General features: G+C 41.1%; 20 protein-coding genes. 13 read left to right on the top strand and 7 right to left on the bottom strand.

Features of this window, described 5'->3' with window-relative positions; all coding sequences use genetic code 11:
* Window positions 1-7: 7 nt before the first annotated feature.
* The 7 genes from ABJL82_RS02525 to ABJL82_RS02495 all read left to right on the top strand — a co-directional run bounded on the left by ABJL82_RS02525 (window position 8) and on the right by ABJL82_RS02495 (window position 8,176).
* Window positions 8-1,264 (top strand): hypothetical protein, encoded by a 1,257-nt coding sequence (locus tag ABJL82_RS02525; RefSeq protein WP_347273122.1) that lies wholly within the window; start codon window positions 8-10, stop codon window positions 1,262-1,264.
* Entirely contained in the window at window positions 1,261-1,974 is a 714-nt protein-coding gene (locus tag ABJL82_RS02520; protein ID WP_347273121.1) for a hypothetical protein, read from the top strand. Before ABJL82_RS02525 ends, ABJL82_RS02520 begins: the two co-directional genes overlap by 4 nt.
* A complete protein-coding gene (locus ABJL82_RS02515; RefSeq protein ID WP_347273120.1) occupies window positions 1,971-2,660 on the top strand; it encodes a dienelactone hydrolase family protein in 690 nt (229 codons plus the stop codon). The genes ABJL82_RS02520 and ABJL82_RS02515 overlap by 4 nt, the downstream gene beginning before the upstream one ends.
* A 668-nt stretch (window positions 2,661-3,328) precedes the next feature.
* Window positions 3,329-4,120 carry a Fic family protein gene (locus ABJL82_RS02510; protein WP_347273119.1) on the top strand — a complete coding sequence of 264 codons (792 nt, stop codon included), beginning with the start codon at window positions 3,329-3,331 and terminating at the stop codon, window positions 4,118-4,120.
* 9 nt (window positions 4,121-4,129) lie between these two features.
* Window positions 4,130-5,650 (top strand): DEAD/DEAH box helicase family protein, encoded by a 1,521-nt coding sequence (locus tag ABJL82_RS02505; protein WP_347273117.1) that lies wholly within the window; start codon window positions 4,130-4,132, stop codon window positions 5,648-5,650.
* Window positions 5,651-5,767: 117 nt separating this feature from the next.
* A complete protein-coding gene (locus tag ABJL82_RS02500) occupies window positions 5,768-6,079 on the top strand; it encodes a hypothetical protein (protein ID WP_347273116.1) in 312 nt (103 codons plus the stop codon).
* A gap of 312 nt (window positions 6,080-6,391) precedes the next feature.
* The gene (locus tag ABJL82_RS02495) at window positions 6,392-8,176 is read left to right on the top strand and encodes a DUF262 domain-containing protein (RefSeq protein WP_347273115.1); all 1,785 of its coding nucleotides are present in this window, start codon (window positions 6,392-6,394) and stop codon (window positions 8,174-8,176) included.
* Window positions 8,177-8,266: 90 nt separating this feature from the next.
* Here ABJL82_RS02495 and ABJL82_RS02490 read toward each other — a convergent pair whose 3' ends face one another.
* Window positions 8,267-8,662 carry a transcriptional regulator gene (locus ABJL82_RS02490; RefSeq protein ID WP_347273114.1) on the bottom strand — a complete coding sequence of 132 codons (396 nt, stop codon included), beginning with the start codon at window positions 8,660-8,662 and terminating at the stop codon, window positions 8,267-8,269.
* 238 nt (window positions 8,663-8,900) lie between these two features.
* On the bottom strand, window positions 8,901-10,193 hold the full coding sequence (locus tag ABJL82_RS02485; protein ID WP_347273113.1) for an MFS transporter: 1,293 nt from the start codon (window positions 10,191-10,193) through the stop codon (window positions 8,901-8,903).
* 310 nt (window positions 10,194-10,503) lie between these two features.
* Here ABJL82_RS02485 and ABJL82_RS02480 point away from each other — a divergent pair, with 310 nt between their 5' ends.
* On the top strand, window positions 10,504-10,761 hold the full coding sequence (locus tag ABJL82_RS02480; protein ID WP_347273112.1) for a glutaredoxin domain-containing protein: 258 nt from the start codon (window positions 10,504-10,506) through the stop codon (window positions 10,759-10,761).
* A 77-nt stretch (window positions 10,762-10,838) separates the two neighbouring features.
* Here the strand turns inward: ABJL82_RS02480 and ftcD are convergent, their stop codons facing one another.
* The 3 genes from ftcD to ABJL82_RS02465 form a co-directional block, all read right to left on the bottom strand.
* Window positions 10,839-11,849, bottom strand: coding sequence for a glutamate formimidoyltransferase (ftcD, locus tag ABJL82_RS02475; protein ID WP_347273111.1), 1,011 nt, complete (start codon window positions 11,847-11,849; stop codon window positions 10,839-10,841).
* Between the two features lie 83 nt (window positions 11,850-11,932).
* Window positions 11,933-13,690 carry a DUF1349 domain-containing protein gene (locus ABJL82_RS02470; RefSeq protein WP_347273110.1) on the bottom strand — a complete coding sequence of 586 codons (1,758 nt, stop codon included), beginning with the start codon at window positions 13,688-13,690 and terminating at the stop codon, window positions 11,933-11,935.
* A 774-nt stretch (window positions 13,691-14,464) separates the two neighbouring features.
* Window positions 14,465-16,135, bottom strand: a complete 1,671-nt coding sequence (locus ABJL82_RS02465; protein ID WP_347273109.1) for an SHOCT domain-containing protein — start codon at window positions 16,133-16,135, stop codon at window positions 14,465-14,467.
* A 187-nt stretch (window positions 16,136-16,322) separates the two neighbouring features.
* Here ABJL82_RS02465 and ABJL82_RS02460 point away from each other — a divergent pair, with 187 nt between their 5' ends.
* From ABJL82_RS02460 to ABJL82_RS02440, 5 genes are all read left to right on the top strand, one after another.
* Window positions 16,323-17,363 carry a DUF362 domain-containing protein gene (locus ABJL82_RS02460; RefSeq protein WP_347273108.1) on the top strand — a complete coding sequence of 347 codons (1,041 nt, stop codon included), beginning with the start codon at window positions 16,323-16,325 and terminating at the stop codon, window positions 17,361-17,363.
* 154 nt (window positions 17,364-17,517) lie between these two features.
* Window positions 17,518-18,327 (top strand): molybdopterin-synthase adenylyltransferase MoeB, encoded by an 810-nt coding sequence (moeB, locus tag ABJL82_RS02455; protein WP_347273106.1) that lies wholly within the window; start codon window positions 17,518-17,520, stop codon window positions 18,325-18,327.
* Between the two features lies 1 nt (window position 18,328).
* Window positions 18,329-18,898, top strand: a complete 570-nt coding sequence (locus tag ABJL82_RS02450; protein ID WP_347273105.1) for a pyruvate kinase alpha/beta domain-containing protein — start codon at window positions 18,329-18,331, stop codon at window positions 18,896-18,898.
* A gap of 98 nt (window positions 18,899-18,996) precedes the next feature.
* Window positions 18,997-20,136: an ATP-binding protein gene (locus ABJL82_RS02445; protein ID WP_347273103.1), complete on the top strand. Its 1,140-nt coding sequence runs from the start codon at window positions 18,997-18,999 to the stop codon at window positions 20,134-20,136.
* Window positions 20,137-20,286: 150 nt separating this feature from the next.
* Complete coding sequence (locus ABJL82_RS02440) at window positions 20,287-21,618, top strand: sigma-54 dependent transcriptional regulator (RefSeq protein ID WP_347273102.1); 1,332 nt, start codon at window positions 20,287-20,289, stop codon at window positions 21,616-21,618.
* A gap of 69 nt (window positions 21,619-21,687) precedes the next feature.
* Here ABJL82_RS02440 and ABJL82_RS02435 read toward each other — a convergent pair whose 3' ends face one another.
* Window positions 21,688-22,281, bottom strand: a complete 594-nt coding sequence (locus ABJL82_RS02435) for a penicillin-binding protein activator LpoB (protein ID WP_347273101.1) — start codon at window positions 22,279-22,281, stop codon at window positions 21,688-21,690.
* Between the two features lie 18 nt (window positions 22,282-22,299).
* A complete protein-coding gene (locus ABJL82_RS02430) occupies window positions 22,300-22,728 on the bottom strand; it encodes a YcfL family protein (protein ID WP_347273100.1) in 429 nt (142 codons plus the stop codon).
* Window positions 22,729-22,753: the final 25 nt, after the last annotated feature.

Genomic DNA, 22,753 nt, shown 5'->3' with positions numbered 1-22,753 from the left:
ATAAATCATGTTCGAAGAAGTAAAAAAATTAAACAAAAAACACGTCGTCCGGCTGGCAATCTCTGCACTCATTGCCATTGTAATTGCAGTGGCAGCGCTGTTTTTTACCGTGACGAAGGTGAAGTATACACAATATTGCGGCAAGTGCCATTCGGACGTCACATTCAACAATAAATGCTACAATGTCTTGTCAGGGAACATTGCCTGTATCGACTGCCATGCACCCGAAAACAGAAGCATGAAGGTAATGGCGGTTGAACTGGCGGATGAACGTTGTACGTCAGAACTGTGCCATCCTTTACAAAAACTCTCTGAAACGGCAACCCGATTCAAAAAAACAAGAGATTTCCGGCATGCAACACATACAAAATATTTTCCGGGCAATCTTACGTTGCGCTGTGTTTCCTGTCACTCGCATGGTAATGGCGGAAAACATTTTGAGACAGAGGCCGATACCTGCAACGTATGTCATTTTACCGGCATGCAGCAAGCCCTTCTCACAAGGGAGAAACAACCCATTTCCGAATGTACCTTGTGTCATGCTCCCGTAGAAAAAACCATTCAAATTTACGGCAACACATTTAACCACATTGCTTACGAAGAAAGAAAGAACGTAGGTTGTTCCGATTGTCATTTCGCTGTTGTACAGGGAAACGGAGCCGTTGTCAGGAAGAATTGTTATGTATGCCATCAAACTATTCAGGAAAAGTATACTGCACCGGACATGCATGATATCCATATAATGAATCACAAAACATCATGTGTTGCATGCCACAATGCCGTTACACACACCGCTATAAAGAAAAATGGAGTTGTGCTTTCAAATATTCCGAACCGCACATTTGACCTCTCTCTCTACAAAACGCAATGGATGGTTATGGCGGGAACGGGCGGAGCAGGCATTGCGGACGAACCCGATCCCATGTTTATCGCAACGCTCAATTGCTCGGCATGCCACAAGGACGTATTATTATCAAAAGTAGCGCCGGGGGTATGCAACAATTGCCATGATAGTGGATTTGACAAAATAGTATCTGAGCAAATATCTTTCGTCTCGAAAAGAATGCGATTGCTAAAGCTTCTTTTGAAAAGGGCAAAAAAACTCCCCCTTCCGGATGCAGGGCATGTTATTACTGAAGCGGAGTCGAATTATTATTTTATTAAGGAAGACGGGAGTAACGGCGCCCATAACATTAAATATGTAAAGGACCTTCTGGAATACAGCATCACGAAACTCAATCAGGTTTTGCAGGAAAGCACATGAAACGATTAATAATCATCGCCTGTTTTCTTATCGCTTCGCTCAATCCACCCACATCAGGGGAAGAAAACCTGTTGATGCGGCAAACCCCGTTCGTGTATCCTTCAGGCTCATGCACGGACAGGTGCCACGTAAATTATTTGCATTACCGTACAAAATATAAGGAAGGCGTTTTTTTGCATAACCGCCATTCACCCTTGCAGAACATTGAGTGCTGTGAATGCCATACCAACGATCCGGCAAACACTAAAACACACGGCAATTTAATTATCGAAGAAACCGGCTGCAAAAAATGTCATCACAATGAGGCAACAAATGACGATTGTTTGAAATGCCATTCCGCAGTAAACGATTACCGAAACGGTTCGCTCCGATATGCGGGCATCCATTCTCCCGTCACCGGCGCCCCTGATTGGATGTACAAGGCGGTGTTGTGTACCGATTGCCACAAACAGGAGGAAAACAATTTTCTCTTCCGTGATCCCCGCAGTATCTGTATAGAGTGTCATAATGATGATTACGGATTACTCTATGATAAATGGAAAGAGTTTTTGAAAGAAAAAACGCAGCCGGTTATACTGGAAAACAATACTAACACGAAAATGCAAAGGTATGTAAAACAGATACAACAATATGGCATACACAATATCCAATTATCACGAATGCTTTTGAAAGGCATTCAAAAAGAAAGGGACGTCTCTGCACAACCATGAACATAACAGAAGAACACGTTCGTTTTCCTTCGGATAATTTATCCCTCGAGGGAGTATTGGCATACGATGAAAACACAATGCCTTCCAAGGCAATTCTTTTATGTCCCCCTCATCCTATCCTCGGCGGCGATATGGAAAACAATATAATAACGAGCCTTGCGCATGTTTCGGCAAACGACGGCTTTCTCTCGCTCCGTTTCAATTACCGCGGTGTTGGCAACAGCGAATGCGGGGCAAAAGATATTGCAGAAATATTTCAGTACTGGGAAAAAACACTGAGCAGTGAAAATTATGCCGATGCCGTAACGGACGTTCATTCAGCTCTAAATTTCCTGGTAAAGCAGTCCGGGAGGGGCGCGAAGATATTTATTGCGGGGTATTCATTCGGTTGTATTGTTGGCATGAGAGTGGCGGCGGCAAGCGACGCAGTATCGGCATTTGCTTCAATCTCCACGCCATTTGGAAAATATGACCTCAGTTTTTTAAATGAATGTAAAAAACCAAAATTATTCATATATAATCAAAATGATTTTGCCACTACAGTGGAAGACACACTGCAAGGTTTAGAAAAAATACCCTTGCCCGTGACAAGTGAGTTAATAGAAGACAGCGACCATTTCTACCGGGGAAAAGAAGACATTGTTTCCCGGAAGGTGTGTCATTTCTTTGATGGTATCAGGTGTTGACAATGCACTCAACCGGCTCGCCATTTGTAAGGTATACTCAAAAAGCTCACAAAATATGAGTTTTATAAGGGTGGCACGGACTGCCATGTTTGGAACTATTAGAGTTGCTGGTGTTTTAAGATTTCAAATGAAGGTAACAATTGAAAGCTTCCAAAAATCTTCACACAAAGTAGCCATTATATACAGCCAAATTTGAAGCATCTGTACAATGCAAGTTTAACTATATCCCATGATTTTCTTGACTTTATAATTGCAAAGATATAGTTTAACCACGAGCCTTGATATCGAGAGTTACTATAGCAAAAGGAAACGGGTGCAATCCCGATTTTTGTAACTATCTGCACAATGTAACACAAGCATCCTGCTTGTGATATTTAATACACAAGCTGCCTGTCTATACGGGTGGCACAGGCATTTTGCCTGTGCGGAATACAGGCAGGAATGCCTGTACCACCCTTGCAATAAATTTTATTATTCATCTTCCGAAAACCTTATTTTTTTGACTATATTTACAAAAAATCGGGAATGCACCCTATTCATGCCGTGAAAATAGAAGTCAATTATGATTTCAATATTCAGGCAATGCTCAAAGACAAACAACTGCAAGTAGGCAAAAGATTGTTGCAGGTAAATATTATTCACGCAGACATTTTTAATCAGTAAACAGTATGGAAAAGTTGCTTAAAAACGATTTACTGTCACCGTATGTATCCATGCTGGATATAGACCTGAATGATGCCTTTTCTTCAATTAAACAAAAAGAATGGACTGCGGATAACTTTAAATTTGCCACTGCAGTATCGGTAATGTCTTCATCCCGTATAGAAGGCGAAACCTTAGAGGTTGACAGCTATGTAAAACACAAAGTGCTCAACATTGAATATCTGCCCAACCTGACCGAAAAGCCCAATGATTTGTACGCAGCCTATGAATTTGCAAGGGACAACAGGCTTAGCCTATCCAATTTTTATAAAGCCCACAGCATAGCTACCCGTCAGTTATTGCCGGAGGCACAACGAGGCGTGATAAGGACAGGTAACATGCTGATTATGGAGCAGCAGTCTCAACGCATACAATACGAAGCTGCGCCTGCATCCATTGTAAAAAAGGAATTTGAACGCTTTTGGGATGAACTGGAAACATTGCTTGCCGGTTCGCCCGGCCCCGAAGAGATTTTCTATTATGCATCTTACATTCATTTAGTATTTGTAAAAATTCATCCATTCAATGATGGTAATGGCAGAGCTGCCAGGCTGCTGGAAAAATGGTTTTTAAGTAGCCATTTAGGTCAAAATGCGTGGTATATAGCAAGCGAGTATTACTATTATCACAACCTGCAAGCCTACTACAATAATTTAGCCCGCACAGGATTGTTCTATGAAGATTTAAAGTATGAAAAAGCATTGCCTTTTCTGCTAATGCTTCCAAAGGCATTGGAAATACAGTATAAAAGCAGTTAAGTCAAAATTATGGAATTAAAATTATATCAACATATACGCAGGCACTTCCTGAAGGAGACGATTGATTTATTCGACAAGTTCACACAGGAAAAAATTGAAGCTTATGATGCTTCTATTGGTTTGGATGAAAAAATATTGGACGCCGTAAAGAAGTATCTGAAAGCTTACAACACTTATCTGGAAACCCACAAGCAACAAAAAGTAACCCTTCGTTACTATCAGATATTGGCGATTTACTTTACCGAAGTTTTTTTCAGGCAACGTTACAGCAAGGAATTTGAAGACTTTGCAAAAAGTGCATTGGCTTACTGGATGGCAACAGGAAGCGGTAAGACAATGATAATGCACATCAATGTTTTTCAGTTTATAGAACACAACAAAGGTTTCAAAGACCTGGAACTTATCATCACCACACCCGGAGTAAACCTGATACATCAACACGAACGGGAAGTAACGCCATTGGTGGAATACCTGAATAAAATCCATCGAAACAAAATCAGATTTACCATTGACACCACAAGTACCTTGCTGAACAAAGCGGGCGGCTTTTTTGACTTTCCCGACAACAAAAAATATCAGCGTTTGATATTGGTGGATGAAGCTCACATCGGTTTAGGAACAAGCCAAAAAGATGATGAAGGAGAGTTTTTAAAACTGAGAAGAAGGCTAAATATCAAACACAGTTTTCTTTTTGAGTATTCGGCTACTATCCACAACCTTGATAGCAAATTAGAAAATGAATACAGTAAATCCATTATTTACGATTACAACTACAACCTGTTTTATCGGGATGGTTATGGTAACGATTTTTACTTCGAGAAAGTAAATGCAGATGTGTTGTTGAACGGCAGTTTGGATGATAACCTTGCTTTGAACCTGAAAGTAATTGAAGAAAAATTAGACGTATTTAACAAGCTCGATTACTCCGGCATCAAAGACCTATTCTCCGCCACAGCCTTTCCTGACAAACCACTGATTGCGTTCAAGGGTAATACCGTAAATGACAAGAAAGATGAAGGCAAAAAAGGTGCTGATGAGCTTTCAGACATTTCAAAAATTGCGGACTATCTCGCCAAGCTTACGAAAGCAGAAAGGGCGAAAATCAAAAATGTATCCAACAGCGATTACAATGGTAAACTAACGCTAACTCGAAACCCCAATGCAGAAGATGAAATTTTGCTTTCTTATGGCACAGGCGATTATTGGGGTATCATCAATGTTGGGAATGGCTTAAACTTCATCAACGATTACAAAGGAGAAAATGTAGAAAAAGTTACCAGCGCTTCGGTTGTAATCAGCAACATTGAAAAATACCTCTTTGAAAACATAGACAAACCACAATCCCCCATCAATGTATTGATTGGTAGTAGAAAGTTTGCCGAAGGTTGGAACTGCTTCCGTGTTTCGGTAATTGGTTTGATTAATTTGGGCAAAACCAAAGGCAATAAAATCATTCAGATTTTTGGTCGGGGCGTTCGCCTGAAGGGTTTAAAGAATGACGGTAAGCGAAAAGACCTGAATCACATTTAAGATTATTTTGCACTGAAAAACACCGATTGGGATAACCTTAAAAGATTGGAAACGCTATGTGTTTTCAGTTTGCGACGCAGCTATCTTGAAACCTTTACGGAAGCAGTAAGCAACGAATTGGAAATTACCAAGACCTTTGAAATGGCCGTTAATCCAAGTTTGATTAAACTAAATAGCGGTGATGTAGATTCCGATACATACAAAAATGACTTAAAGGTTTTCAAACTTTCTAAAACTTCGGTTGATGTAAAACGGGTTTTGTTTTACCCTGATGATAAAAAAGTGGAATATGAATTTGTGCTTGATGGAAAGCAACAAAAAACCGTAATCAATAATTTTAGTTTAAGTCTTGAATACCGAACAAACAGAAATGACGAAGGAAGAAATATCAGAAACTCTTTAAGCCAAGCAAACAATAATTGTTTTTAAAAATTTTCCAATGCTTCAAAAAAATAAAACACCCTACACAAGCCAGACAAAAAAGCACTCGACAAATAACAGTAACAGAAGACATAAAAATGGTAGTAAGCCACGACAGACAAGAACGCCAGCCTATAACAGCGTGTTGCCAAAATTAGCGGTTCCGTGCTTCATATTACAGTTGTGGGTCAACAAACAGTAGTGCTTCGAATGAACTTTAGTGCTGAAAATCGCCAACTTCGGCAACACGCAAAACGTTGGCGGTCATTGTAAGAGACGACACCGAAACCATAAACGAACAGACAAAAAAGGAAAGACTTGATGCAGAAATATTCAGTTAACCAACACTTAATCGAGACAATTTTAGCTTGGGTAAATTCAGGAGAAATTGCAATTCCAGAAATTCAAAGACCATTTGTTTGGGACAGTTCAAAAGTCCGCGACTTAATGGACAGTTTATATCAAGGTTATCCTGTTGGCTATGTTATCGCTTGGAGAAACCCTAACGTAAGGCTGAAAGACGGAAGTTTAAGTGAAGGAAAAAAGGTTTTAATTGATGGACAACAACGAGTAACAGCATTAACAGCTGCAATTCTTGGACAATATATAATCAACAAGACATATCAACAAGTAAAAATCAAAATAGCGTTCAATCCAATTGAAGAACGGTTTGAAGTTCAAAATCCAGCCATTCTTAAAGACAAAACCTGGCTACACGATATTTCAGAAGCAATAAACGGAGACCTATTTGAGATTGCTGACAATTATTTTGAACTAAATACTGATGTTGACAAAAAGCACGTTCGTAACGCTTTCTCAAACCTTATTAACATACCGAAAAAGCAAATTGGTTTAATCGAACTTTCGCCTGACTTAGACATTGAAACCGTTACGGAAATTTTTATCCGCATCAACTCAAAAGGAGTTGTTTTAAGTCAAGCAGACTTTGCAATGAGTAAGATTGCAGCAGACACCGAAAATGGTGGAAATGAACTAAGAAAAACGATTGACTATTTCTGCCACCTTGCCATTGCTCCTGACTTTTACAAACACATAGTAGATAATGACAAGGAGTTTGCAAAAACAGACTTCTTTCAAAAAATGCAATGGCTCAAAACTGAAAATGAAGACCTTTACGACCCCGACTATAATGACTTAATTCGTGTTACTTTTACTTCACAATTCAACAGGGGCAGACTTTCCGACTTGGTTAGTTTGTTATCAGGAAGAAATTTTGAAACAAGAACATACGAAGCAGAAATAGCTCAACAATCATTTGCGACACTTAAAAACGGAGTAACCAACTTTATCAATGAAACCAATTTCAAAAGGTTTTTAATGATTGTAAAATCAGCCGGCTTTATTTCACCTAAACTAATCCGTTCACAAAACGCTATAAATTTTGCTTACATAGTTTACCTTAAACTGAAAGACCTTGGAGTAAGTTCCATTGACATTGAGAGTTATGCAAGACGTTGGTTGGTTTATTCAATTCTGACAGGTCGGTATTCAGGTTCACCAGAAAGTGCGTTTGACTTCGACATTAAGCAGATTTCACACAAACCATTTAACGAGATTTTGAACGAGCGAGAAGAAGCCGAACTTTCAGAAGCATTTTGGAACGCTTCTTTGCCACAAAGTTTGGACACTTCTGTTGCAAGTAGTCCATATTTCCACGTATTTCTTGCCTCACAAGTAAAAGCTAATGACAAAGGATTTTTATCAAAAGACGTTTTAGTTAGCGACTTGATTTCGCTTCGTGGTGACATACACCATTTGTTTCCAAAAGGCTATTTGAAGAAGAACGGGCTTGACCGAAGCAAATACAATCAGATTGCAAACTATGTGTATATGCAGTCAGAAATAAACATTAAGGTGGGCAACAAGCCTCCTAAAGACTATTTCGACTTACTCAAAACGCAAATGACTGAGAACAACAGACAAGTAAGTGGAATTTCGACAGAGCAGGAACTTTTGGACAATTTAAAATTGAATTGTGTTCCGACAGAGTTGATGGAAATGACCATAGACGACTATCAAGACTTTCTGGCTTTGAGAAGGAAACTTATGGCAAACAAAATGAGAGATTATTACTTCGGACTATGACGACAGAAAAAGAACAACGAACCGCCAACAGGCGTTTGGCGCAATGGCGGGTGACGCGGTTAAATCAAGTGCAGTGCTTCTATCTGGCATTTATACAGGTTGACAGTTTTGTGCTTCTAAGTCCGCCACGGGTGCATTCCCGATTAAGCTTTCTAAAGGAATATGAAGATTAAAATGAAGCTTTTTAATCATATTTAAAGTAAGATTTCTTTGATGATTAAAAATTTCTGACACTCGACCACGTTTTCCTATAAATGGTTCTAAATCCTTTCTGGATAAATCCATTTGTTCCACTCTAAATCTTAATGCTTCTACCGGATCAGGTGGATCAACTGGATAGTGTTTTTCTTCGTATGCTTCCACCAAAACTAAAAGAATATCTAGTTTATCTCCTTCTTTTGTATTTTCCTTTGAGCCCCAGAGATTTTCAATTTCGGAAAGTGCTTTTTTGTAATCTACTTCTGTTTTTATTTGATAAATGTCCATTATATAACCTCCGCATTGATTTTATTATATTGTTGATAAAGGAGCAAAAGGGGGTAACATCTTGATCCTTGATTTCAAAAATGGGTTTAATCACATATCAAGATATGACCCCATCCCCTCGTGCTCAATCCTCAGTCCACAATCCACAATCCACAATTTGTCGATTGTCGATTGCCGACTGCCGACTGCCGACTACCTACTACCTACTACCTACTACCTACTACTTACTGCCTACTGCCTACTGTCCGTTTTTATGTAAAGAAAGATATTTTGTTTGCTCAGCGCCTTTCTTTTCATCCACAAAAAAAAGCAGTACCCCTCCGGCTATAAAGAGAATCACGATTGACGCAATGCCTATTCGCGAACTCTCAAAAAATATCCCCGTAATGCCGATTAAAACAGGGCCTAGAATAACGGCAAACTTGCCCACCATATTGTAAAATCCGTAAAACTCCGCCAATTGATCATGGGGAATAAGGCGTGAATAAAAAGACCGGCTCATTGCCTGAATACCGCCCTGAATAAGCCCTATTATGATAGCAAGCCCATAAAACTCATATGTTGCCTTCATCCTCATTGCCCACATTACGGCAAAGATATAGACTCCGATAGCAATAAAAATCGCATGTTTCGCCCCTATTCTTTCTCCCAGTTTTCCAAATGCTATAGCGCAGGGAAAACTCACGAATTGGGTGATAAGCAATGCCAGCAGCAAGTCCCTGTATTCGAAACCTATTGACAATCCATAATCAACCCCCATTCTTACTATAGTATCCACGCCATCAATATAAAGCCAATAGGCGGTTAAAAAAAGAATTATCGTTTTCATGTGTTGTATCTTATGTAAGGTATGAGCTAATCTTTTCAATCCGCTTCGGAAAGCAAATTTCAACGAAATGCGGGTTTCTTTCCCTGGTTCCTTTACAAAAAAAATAATGGGTAATGTAAATATTCCCCACCAGGCGGCAACGGTTAAAAAGGAAACCCGTATTGCGTGGTTCGCATCTTTTAGTCCAAAAAATGCCGGTTGTAATATCATCCAAATATTGAATGCAAAGAGTATCCCTCCGCCAAGATAACCCATTGCATAACCCAGCGCAGATACATAATCAATCCTTTTTTTATTTGTTATTAAAGGAAGGATGGAATCATAAAAGATAACACTGCCTGAAAATCCAACCGTGCCAATTGTGTAGGCAACCGCCGCAAACAGCCAATTACCCCTCTGCACCATAAAAAGTGCTGTTGTTGACAGGACGCCAAGATACGCAAAAAAAATCAGGAATCTTTTTTTATACGACCCGCTATCCGCAATCGCACCAATTATTGGGGCAATCGCCGCCACTAAAAACCCCGACAAAGAATTTGCCATTCCCAAAATCGCAGTACTTTTTGTCACTTCCATGTCCTGACACAAGTAATTTTTGAAAAACACCGGGAAGAATCCTGCCATGACGGTTGTGGCGAATGCCGAATTCGCCCAATCGTAAAAACACCAGCCCAATTCCTGCCTGTTTTTAAACTTCAGCATATATGTTCTTATCCTTTTTCTTTGCCATTACCTGTCTCTTTCCTTGCATTACAATTTGTTGATAAACAATTGAGGCGAATAGGGTTTTTTCGTTGACGGATAACCCTGTTTATGCTTGAATTTTAACTTGTAATGGCATCCTGCATGGAAACGCGGACCTTTATTGGGCGAAGCATTTGCCTGCATAGAAGATAAGGAATAAAATACTGTACATGCGCCTACTCCGCTCTGTTGAACGAGTTATATTGTAAGCAGGCAAATGCCTTGCCCCTACTATAGAATATCCTTTTACGAAGAAAGAGAGAAAGACATGGTTAAAAATAAATTTAAAGTATTTTGCACCCCGTTTTGCCCGAAATGTAATCAATTACTTGCATACTTAAACAAGAGAAATGCAGATTACATTTCCTACGATATAGACAAGGATGAAGACGCAAGGAAAGATGCAATAAGAATTGTTGGCACAGATGACATAGAATCTCTCGACAAACTTCCCATTGTCGTTGTTAATGAAGATAAGATATTGTATGGTTTCAATAAAGAAGAAATCGACGCATATCTTGTCTGATAATCTCCGGCTTTTTGCCGGAAGACGCCTGCCCATCCCTCTTTTTGCGCAGGCGACATCTATCAGTGTATCAATTATCAATTCAGTCCAAGCATATATTCAACAACTTTTTTCTCCGGCGCAAATTTATTTAGCTGGCTTAATCCCAGTTTTTCTACTGCAACGTTGACAAGGTTTTGTTCGTTTTCTTCCGAAGAATAAAAACGCCCTGCCGCAATGAGGGCGCCTTTTGGTATAAGGCCAATAACCTCGCTGCCACTGGCATTTACGCCATAAACGTTTGCAAGTTTCTTTATCTCTTCAAAAACAACATGCGGCGGGGTTACTTTGTAATTCAGGATGTTGGTGGATACCTGAGTGATTTTGTATTCCTTTAAATCCACGCCCATTGCCTGAACGAATTTCAGCGTACCTGCAACACGCTCCTTTTCCCCTTTTTCATTCAATTTCATTCTCCCCGAAGACCGGATTATCGCTGAAATAGTATTGGCAACGGAAATATCGTCGGTATCCAGATTCACATTGTAAGCGATTAAAAATTCCCGCGCGCCAATTACCGTGGCGCCTGTTTTTTTCACACGGTCGTTAAATATTGAAGGGCCGTAATCAGGCCGCCATTCCGCATCGCTCAATTTTTTTGAAAGGCCTTCATATTCGCCTTTCCGTATGTCCGGGAGCAAATAACGTTGAGGTACATTTGCCGCTTCCGCGTAAAGATACACGGGAATGTCAATCCTTTCTCCAACATCCTTGCCTAATAAATGCGCGATTTTAACGCATTCAGCCATGGTAATATTTGCAACGGGAACAAAAGGGCAAACATCTGTTGCGCCAATACGCGGATGTTCCCCTTTTTGCAGTGTCATATCAATAACGTTCGCTGCCGTTTCTATGGCGAAAAAAGCCGCATCCCTGACCGCCTCCGGCTCTCCCGCAAAGGTAATTACCGTGCGGTTATAGTCAGGATCAGATTCGACGTTCAGCAATTTTACCCCCTTAACCCTTTGAACCGCAGCAGCAATTTTTGCTACCTTCCGGGGATCTTTTCCTTCGCTAAAATTAGGCACGCATTCAATTATTTTATTCATATCTTTTCCTTAAAAACAAAAGACCTCCTGCGTTTTATTAAACGCAGGAGGTCTATGTAAATATATCTTCTCCGGCAGCACTCTTAGTGGGCTTCCACTACAAATTCTTCTTCATCATTGTAAGAATCTCTTCTGTGGCCAAACATAGAAACCACCGTCCCGCTTGCAAGCCCGGTAATAATGGCCACGACAAAGGTGATAACAACCCCCTTTATCTGCAATCCGGGTACTGCGCTGCCTGCCATAAAAATTGCTGCCAAACCACCCAATATACCAGGCATACCATGAAGGTTATGAACGCCGCAGGTATCAATGCCCTTAATCATTCTCTGAAGCCGTGGTTGTATGAGTGCAAAGCCAATGACACTCAAAATACCGGCTATGAAACCTAACATCAGCGCTGCCCTTGGCGTTGTATAAGCACATGAAGAACCGATAGCCACACCGCCGGCAAGTGCGGCATTTGCCATATCTTCAATAACGATTTTCTTTCGAATCAGCGTGGTCGCCAGGTAAGTAGAAATTGTTGCTGCACATAAGGAAAGAATGGTGTTTATCGCCGCAGTAACCATTTGTGACGCCTCGGCGGCTGCCGCACAAAACGATGGCCAGAATATCCACAGCACCATACTTCCAAGCATCGAATACTGATTGCTTATCTTATCGGACTCAATACCTTTCGAGAAGTCTTCCTTTGTGGTCATCCTTATTATTACGCCCAATCCAAAATATGCACCAAACTGATGGATAACTATCGACCCGCCCGTATCAATGAGCTTCCCCTTTGGTATCAAACCCATTCCATCGTCTAACATAATCCATTCGTTAAGCATATAGGAAGGAACGAACAACAATGCCGCAATAATATACTGAGACATTTTTAATCTTCCCAAATATGCCCCCATTGCAATAAGCATGGACGCCGCACAAAATTCCGCGAGGATCAAACGGTCTATTTGAAATTCCGCCGCCTCTCCGAATAGCCCCTTTGATTTTAAGTACATGTAGTAAGGAATAACAAAACTCACGGCAATATAGGTGGCGGTAACAGACCCCCAGCCGTATCTTTTTACGTAGACCATTAAAAATCCGAAACCGACCATCAACATTGCCATAACGTGAATGGATTTATTGTATTTATTTACTTCGAGCAATTCCTCCACTGCAGAAGCAACCCCTCCGCCTATTGCACTTATCTTAAAAAAATCAAAGTCCGCATTGGCCGTGGTTTTTTGTTGAGCGTTAAAACCTACCAAGCCGACCTGCGGATGTTTAAAATGTAAGCCGGAAATGTGATCTACGGTCGTCCAGGTTTCTCCATTCGTGCTGAAAGCGCCGGAAATACTTTCCCCGGACTTTGTTAATTTTAAATACAATGTTGTCAATGATGTGGCGGCAGATTTCGCCCCTTCCGTTTTAGAAATAGACCTGCTCATTACGACGTGCTGTGCGTCATCTTTTTGGCGGGTGAGCATTACATAGTTTTCCTCATCCTCGTAGAGGATTATTCCTGCTTGCTGAAACTTTTCCTTGGGATCATACGTTAACTTGACGACTATTTCAAAATCGCCATGTGGCCCACGGCGAAGGAGTTTAATCTTGTTGTTTACATTTATTTGCCACAAGTCTTCAGCCTTGGAAACAATCCTTAAATGCCCCGGGCTTTCGGTAAGACTAATATCACTTTGATTTTCACGTAATATAATCCATGAATTTTCCAGAGATTTCCCATCAAATTCATCCTCAAACAGTTCACTTGCATGAACCTTTGTTCCCCCTATCAACGGAAAACTTATGAGGCCAATAAAAAAAATACACAATACTAATGTCAGTTTTTTCATCACTTCCCTGTCCCCCTTTCTTAAACAATATTGGTTTCTGCCATTGATTACCAAATTTTAAAGACCAAATACAAATCTCTCATAAAAAATACAAACTCTCCTTTCAAAAAGTAAAATGAACATGAAACGAACGTAAGATTTCAGCCAGTTTTCTAAATGATTTCCACCAATTATTATGCTGTATGCACCAATGACGCCTTCAATGTATTGGTCAATAACTTACCGTTTTTTCGTACAGCCAAAAACAAAGAAGTGTGGCTTCACATTGATATTTTTCGGGATATATATATTTTATTCGCAATAAAATATCAAGCGAAAAAGTATTGGCAGGATAGGTAATTCAATTTAAATAAACGTCAGGTATGATAAGTGAGCGAAATGTATGCCAGAAAGATTTATGCCGGAAACAGGTTTACTAATGAGGAGTTACAACGTTTTAGTAGGGGCGAAGCATTTGCCCGTTTGGGTATGAATGCATTTATGACAATTTACAGCAAATGCTTCGCCCCTACAATGTTGCGGCGAACATCGCTAGTATTGGAATTTTTCAAAAGACTAAAGTGTTACCTTTTTTTGTAAGTTTTTCTTTGTGTCCTTTGCGTTCTGTATTCTTTGTGCCCTTTGTGGTTATAGGACAGACGCACGGCCGTGCGTCTCTACATTTTGGTTGCGGCTTTGCTGCGATATGTATTTAATGGCAAAATCCCCCCTACCAGCGGGAATACGCATTGATGCGTTTGTGGAATAAGAGGCGTGTCGATGGGTAAAATATGGTCAATTGCCCGTCAATTGTGTTTTTTTGGTTTCATAGTCTTCTTTGGTAATGATTCCTTGTTCCATCAATTCACGAAGTTCTGATAATTTTTCGTTGTTAACCTCTTTATCAATAATATCATAGGTAAAAACATCCTTACCTGTTAATTCCTTGTATTTGAGCCGGTAATCATCTTCTGTAATAAGCCCGTCATTATATAACCCTTCCAGCTCGCTTACTTTTTCATCATAGGTGTTTTCATCAAAGGCAAAAGACCCGGATTCCTCTTTCACGCTTAATTCATTATACTTATGCCGGTAATCTTCCTCCGTTATCAACCCCTCTTTATATAATTCTTTAAGGGCGCTAAGTTTATCTTCTCTGTCAGCGCCTTGTTGAGGGGGAATCGGAAAAGTCTTTTCTTCTGTTTTAAGGACCAACTCCCTCTTTTTTCTTTCAAAATCTTCTGCTGAAATCAGGCCTTCCGATCGCATTTCATTCAATAGCCTTAACTTATGATCCGTTGGCAATGTCTCAATCGCTGAAGTTCCCTCATAACCCGCCTCTCCCTGTCGTTGTTCATCTCCCGGTTGCGTATACGGATCTTCCTTATAATAGGTCTCTTCAATATCGGTATGCTTATCTAATGGTGTATTGGGCAAACGGTATGTATCTTCCGGTCGTTGTGCATATTCATCAACCTTTTTTAAGAGCGCAGCGTCTTTTTGGGGCAAGTCTCTTTTCTGCAAATTCTCTGGCTCTGTAAAGGTATCTCTCACTCCACCCATGATCAGCGCATCTTTCTTTTTTTCATATTCATCGGCGGAGATAATCCCTTCTTCTTTTAACTTCATAAGGTGGGTAAGTTTTTCATGCAAACTTACGATGTCAACTTCTGGGGGCTCAACAGACTCTGCATTTTTTGCCTTTTTTTTACCCCTCTCTTTTAACGTTAGATAATCGTCTGAAGCAGTACCTTCTTTTTTTGTTTGAAAATCCCGATCATCGGACAAGGGCAAAGCAGCTTTTTCTTTCATCCCTTCCTCTGCTGTTGCAACTTTCTCCGTTTCTTCGATAATTTCTTCCTCTGTGCCTTCCTCTGATGAGACTTCAACTTCTTCCTTTATTTTCTTTGCAGTAACACCTGCAAGTCGTTTTTCTTCTTTTACCCCCCGGTCGGCCCTTTTCTCTTTTTGTGTAAATTTCTGATCCCTACCATCAAAAGGCGGAGAAAAAAGAGAAATAGCCATAAATGCTTCATCACCGGTATTCACAAATTTGTGTACTGTTTTGCTGGGAATCTGCAAAATAGACCCCGGTTTTACCAGGTATCTCGTACCGTCAAGTATCGCTATAGCGTTGCCCTTTTTCACATAAATAACTTCATCATGGCGTTTGTGGTAATGTGAGGAAAATTCGGTATTTTCACGCAATTGAAAGACATGCATGCTGGAATTTCTATTTTCGCCAACATCGGTAATTTTTACATCTTCACCTTCCTGAAGAGGGTTCTTTTCCACGATATCCTCAATATTTTGTACGCTAAAATCGAAAATATCCGGGAATTTAGTGGGATGCTTCAGTGATTCTACAAAGTTGGACGGATAATACTTAACGGTCGTGCAGCCAATGCCGACGAATAAGAGGAAGAGAAGTGAAAGGGAAAAAGTTTTTCTTTTTATGTATGCCATTATCGCTATGTTCAGTACAATATTTAGTGTAGGGGCGAAGCATTTGCTATAAATTGTCATAAATGCATTCATGCCCAAACGGGCAAATGCCTCGCCCCCACTTTTTCAAAAAACTAACTTGTTACGAAAAATCACTTTTTTGTCATAAGTATGAATATTACCTGAAAATTATTTAAGGGAAAGTAAAATGTCTGTAAAAAGTGCTGAAAGAAGATTATTTCTTAAAAAGGCATTGCTAATGGGAGGGGGATTTTGCACCACTTCAATCCTGGCAAAATACCTGACACATTGTACCGCACACTTTGCGCATGGAAATGATATGCAACCTGCAGTTCTTCCCGATGTAGTTATAGGGCGGGATGATGCCATTGCCAGCGACAATGGAAACGTAAACGTAAAAGAATCAAAAATAACAAATATCCTGCATGCAGCAGTTATGCAACTGACAGGCTCTGCCTCAAAAGAGCATGCATGGCAGAGGCTTTTTCGCCCATCCGATATTGTAGGCATAAAACTAAACTGCCTTTCCGGCCGTATTATGTCGCCGCATGTCGCAATAGTAGATGCCATTCTACATGGACTCAAATTTGCCGGTGTGAAAGATGAAAACATCATTGTATTTGAGCGGTATAACAGGGAACTTGAAGCGGCAGGGTTTAGGGTGAGGCGTGCAACCAAAGGCGTGCAATGTTTTGGCACTGACGAATTGCCGCAGGGAGGTTACGACTCCGAACCCCAGATAGCGGGAAGTGTAGGAACGTGTTTCAGCAAAATAGTCTCTCAAATGTGTACCGCCATCATTAACGTCCCCGTCCTGAAAGACCATGATCTGGCAGGCATTAGCGTTGCCATGAAGAATTTCTTTGGAGCAATGCACAATCCGAACAAATACCACACCAACAATTGCAATCCCTATATTGCAGAACTGAACAGCCATCCTTATATCGTAAACAAGGTCAGGCTTATTGTTTGTGACGCCATACTGGCGCAATACAACGGAGGCCCCGGTTACAAGCCTCAATGGACATGGAATTATAACGGCATTATCGTAGGAAGGGACCCTGTTGCTTTTGACAGGATATGCCATACTATTATAGAAGATCAGCGAAAAAAGATGAAACTTCCCTCTTTACAGCAAGCCCGCAGGGAGCCGAAATATATCTCCACTGCAGCCATGCTCGGATTGGGAACAGATGATCTCTCAAAAATAAACCTTGTTTCTATTTAATGTATTGATTTGCTCAATAGCATTTGTTATCATTTTTTTTCAAAAGATATTTAAGCCGTGTAAAGCTCTGTGAATACAAAGCGGGCCATGTTATGGTACATGGCCTTTTTTCTACAGATAATTAACAGATTGGCAAATACGTTAGGAAGAAAGTATGTCATTATCATTTACTGAAGAACAAATAGAACGATATTCCCGTCACATTATTCTCCCCGAAGTCGGAGGCAAAGGCCAGCAGAAGTTATTGAATGCCAAGGTGTTTCTGGTAGGTGCAGGTGGCCTTGGCTCTCCTGCCGCATTTTATCTTGCCGCCGCCGGCGTTGGAAAAATCGGAATTGCCGACGGTGATTGTGTTGATTATTCAAACCTGCAACGCCAGATATTACATTCTACAAAAGACGTCGGGCGCTCCAAGGCTATTTCGGCAAAAGAGACCCTTGAGGCATTAAATCCCGATATAGAAGTCATTCCTTATACCGAACGTTTAACTTCCGGCAATATCCTGGATATTATTAAAGATTATGACGTAATACTTGACGGCGCTGATAACTTTCCCACCAGATATCTCGTGAACGATGCCTGCGTTTTTCTCAGAAAACCGCTTTCGCACGGCTCCATTTTTCGCTTTGAAGGACAAGTAACCACCATTCTGCCATTTGACGGGCCTTGTTACCGCTGCCTTTATGAAGAGCCTCCCCCTCCGGGCCTGGTGCCTTCTTGCAAAGAAGCGGGAGTATTGGGGATATTGGCAGGCGTCATTGGCACCCTCCAGGCGACAGAAGCAATCAAACTCATTCTGGGAAAAGGACAGTTATTAAAAGGCAAGCTGCTAATATATGATTCCTTAAACATGGAATTCAAAAAGGTGAATGTCCGGAAAAACCCCAATTGCCCGGTATGCAGCGATAAAGCCACGATCAAGGAACTTATCGATTATGAAGAATTCTGCCAAATAAACACTTAACATGATGAAAAAACACATCCTCTATTTTGAAAACCCGGGAAAAGAAAATACAGAGGAATGTATAGAAATAGCTGCATCCGCTGTCTCTGAAGGATATACGCACATCGTTGTTGCCACTTCCGTTGGGGAAACCGGCGTTGCAATGGCAAAGAAACTGCACGGTAAAGAGGTAAACCTTGTAGTTGTCACTCATTCAGCCGGTTTTCAAGAACCCAATCATCAGGAATTGCTTCCCGAAAACCGGGATCAAATCGTAGCCCTGGGAGGCAAAATCTATACAGGCACCATCCTTACCCACTCAATAGAAACCTCTTTTTCGCAAAAATTTAACGGACTCTATCCGGCAATGATCGTTGCACAATCGCTACGAAGACTGGGCGAAGGATTAAAGGTTTGCTGCGAAATTGTTATGGAGGCATGCGATGCGGGACTCATCCCCGAACGGGAAGAAGTGGTTGCGGTTGCCGGCACAATAAGGGGTGCAGATACCGTATGTATAATAAAATCTGCAGCCTCAAAGAGGTTCCTCGATGTAAAAGTACTTGAAATCCTGGCAAAACCACGTTGTTAATCCCCCCCGGCGCCCTTTTTCCATACCAAAATGTAGAGAGGCACGGCCGTGCGTCTCTACTCCGATGCGAACCTTTCTAATGTCTCGAGGAAATAAACATGGAAGTATCCGGGAATTTTCTACAAGCAGCCATTGATGGTATTCGCGCATATATCAATATAATCGACAAAGAGTACAATATATTGTTTGTCAACGACGCGGTAACAAAAAAACTCCGGAAAACACGCCAATCCATTGTCGGGAAAAAATGTTATGAACAATTATGGAACAAGAATGCGCTCTGCGAGAATTGCGTAACTCCAAAAGTCTTTGAAAACGGCCAACCCCACCAAAGGATAAACTGGGAAAACAACGCTGATGGAGAAAAGCGCTGCATTGAACATTTTGTATTCCCAATACCAAACAAACAGGGCCAGGTTGAATTTGCGGTAGAAATCTTTATGGATATCACCGAAAAAAAATTGCTGGAAAAAGAACGGGAAGAACAGCGTTTGGAATTGGGCAAAAGAATACGCGAACTTCGCCATGCGTACGAAGAACTCAAATCTCTGCAAAACCAGCTTTTGCAGGCTGAAAAAATGTCTTCAATAGGACTCCTCGCCTCCAGCCTCGCGCATGAACTCGATACCCCCCTTGCTACCATCTCCGGATATTGTGAATTGTTATTGGAGGAAGTTCATGATGAAAAAGCTCTCGGCAAAATCAAAACCATCTCCGATCAAATCGCCAAATGCCAGAAGGCAACACGAAATCTATTAATTTTTTCAAGAAAGTCCGACAGTGAGAAAAAGGAATATCATATAAATACGTTAATAACTAATATTCTGGCGCTGGTGGAACATCGTTTAAAAATCCACAAAATAAACATCCGCAGGGCATTTGACAAACAGTTGCCCCCTTTATTAGTTGAGGGGAATCAAATCCAACAGGTTATTTTAAACCTTGTAAATAATTCAGTGGACGCCTTGCCTAATGGCGGAGACCTGTTTATCAAAACGAGGATGAACAATGCAGAAAAATCCGTGGAAATTGTATTTGAAGATAATGGAACAGGCATCCCCGAAAAATATCATAAACGTATTTTCGAACCATTTTTCACCACTAAAGAACAGGGAAAAGGCACCGGGCTTGGTTTATCAATTTGTAAGGACATAATTTCCGCCCATAACGGCACGATACGCCTTGATAGCAATACAGACAAGGGGGCAAAATTTATTATCTCACTCCCCTGCAAATAGTAGCTTAAAAGTTGTTTTTTACATTTTTTGGTAAAAGATTTAACTGTCCCTTCTGCAGTCGGCAATCTACAGTCGGCAGTCGGCGGTTGACCAATGATCAATGACTGTGGTAGGTTTTTATAAGGGAGTCATACTCTGAAAAAAATATTAGTGGTAGATGATGACCCGGCATTGGGAGAAATGTGTACGGAACTCCTGAAAAGCAAAGGATATGCAGCGGATGCCGTTACAAATGGCGTTGATGCCATAGAAAGGGTTTCAAAAGATCCGGAGTATGCCATTGTCCTCACGGATTTTGTTATGCCGGAAATGGACGGCATACAACTGCTCTCAAAAATCAAACAGATCAATTCCGCTATTGATGTGATTGTAATGACCAGTTACGGCACCGTCTCAAGCGCCGTAGAAGCAATGAAGCACGGGGCGTCTGATTACATAACAAAGCCTTTTAAACGCGATGAACTTGTTCTGGTGATAGAAAAAATACTGCAAATGCAACGCCTCGAAGGAGAGGTGGACAGATTACGGTCTGAACTGGGAGAAAAATACACCTTTAGCAATATCATCGGAGAAAGCCCTAAAATTAAAAAAATATACGATATTATCTCCCATGTCTCAGGCACGGAAGCAAACATACTCATCCAGGGCGAAACGGGCACCGGAAAAGAATTGGTGGCAAAGGCAATACATTATAACAGCGCCAGAAATAATCACCGCTTCGTTAAAGTAGATTGTTCCTCTTTAACGGAAACCTTGCTGGAAAGCGAACTTTTCGGACACGAAAAGGGGTCTTTTACCGGTGCGACGAAAGACCGGATTGGGCGTTTCAGAAAAGCAGATCATGGCACTATCTTCCTTGATGAAATAGGCAATATCTCCCTTGCCGTTCAGGCAAAGCTGCTGAGAGTCCTGCAGGATAGTGAATTTGAAGCGGTAGGAAGCGATGAATCCATAAAAGTTGATGTGCGCATCATTGCCGCTACGAATGCCGATCTTGAGGGCTACGTTGGAAAAGGGCTTTTCCGCAGCGATCTGTTTTACCGGCTTAATGTAATACGGATATTTCTACCGCCATTAAGAGAACGAACAGAAGACATCCCCCTGCTTGCCGCCCATTTTCTCGCTATCCATAACAAGAAAAACCGGAAAAACGTGGAAGGGTTTTCCCGCGATACACTAAATATACTCACGTCATATACGTGGCCCGGAAACATCCGCGAACTTGAGAATGTAATTGAACGTGCGGTAATTCTTTGCAAAAAGAACAGAATCACCCCCGAAGACGTTCCATTATATCAGGAAAAAATGGGGATGTGCCCCGGCTTGTCCGGGAAACCGCTTCAGGAATTATTGGAACAGACCGAACGCCAGATAATCATAAATACATTAGAAGCCAATGACGCCGATAAGGAAAAAACCGCAAAAATCCTGAAAATCTCCCGTGCAAGTCTCTACAATAAACTCAACAAATACAAGATATGAGCATAGGGGACACATCCCATCCCCATCCACACGTATAGTCATATTTATGCACAATTCCGGCAGGCAAAACTACCATCCAATAACGCCTTTTTTGCTCTGTTTTGAAAGTTCCTTTTCATCTTCCCATACGGCAAGGCCTGCGTTATTCGTGAGGGAAAGTTGAAAGGTATACGATACTTGCCTTATGTCATTTTGCCGTTCACGTTTTTCAATGATCTTGCCTGAAAGCGAGAAATCCGGCATGCGCTGCGGTTCTGCTTTGTCGCTATAAAATTCTTTCTCCTGTTGTATGCCTTGCGCCAGAGGGTCTTCGGCTATGCCACCCAACCCGATTGTAGTGGTTGTCAGCGCCTTTCCACTTATGTTCAGCGCGACCCTGATCTTTTTTATTAACAGGTCAGTATCAATCTGTTGAGTAGTATTGTTTGTAATGCGGCTTATTGCAAGCATTGCCGGCTGGATTGGTGCAGTATCCAACGCACCCGACGCCAGAAGCGAATTAATCATTTCCTCCGCCGCATAAGAAAAGTCCTGTATGTTTATATCAGTAGTGACGAGGGTACGCGGGCCTCCGGTCTCTACATATCTTGTATGGGTAGAACAACCGGCAAAAAATAAAGATGCTACTGCAGGCAACATAACTACGGTCAATGGTAATTTCATCTTGTATCCTTTCTTCTCTTAATTATCTCTGACGTTTTCCATAAATTTCACACGAAAATCACGCGCAGTCTGTTTCGGCGCCGTCGCAGTAATAGAAAGTGTCTCTTGCCCCTCTATTTGTCTTGGAACCCATACAGACGCAGGTGTATCCACACGCATGCCATTCTCATCAAACCACTCTATTTTATAACTAACTTCCTGCATGGAATTTTTTCTGTTAAGTATTTCTATCTGCACTTGAAGAAACCCGCCCGGCGTTACGACTTCGTTCAATCCAACAATGCTGACCTTTTTATTAAGCGTAGCATCGGTAATAACACGTTTGTCAGCAACCACCTGCTTTGTCCCGACAGATTCTTCACGCTCCACGGTGTTAACTGTGGTGCATGAAGAAAAAAAGGTTATGCCAATAAACATCCCTGCTAATAATAGTGTAATATTTTTCATGCTGCCTCCTTTATAAATTATTTAA

The sequence above is a fragment of the Candidatus Kuenenia sp. genome (assembly GCF_039794105.1).
Taxonomy (GTDB): Bacteria; Planctomycetota; Brocadiia; order Brocadiales; family Brocadiaceae; genus Kuenenia.
This window is presented reverse-complemented; position numbering and strand designations above follow the sequence as displayed.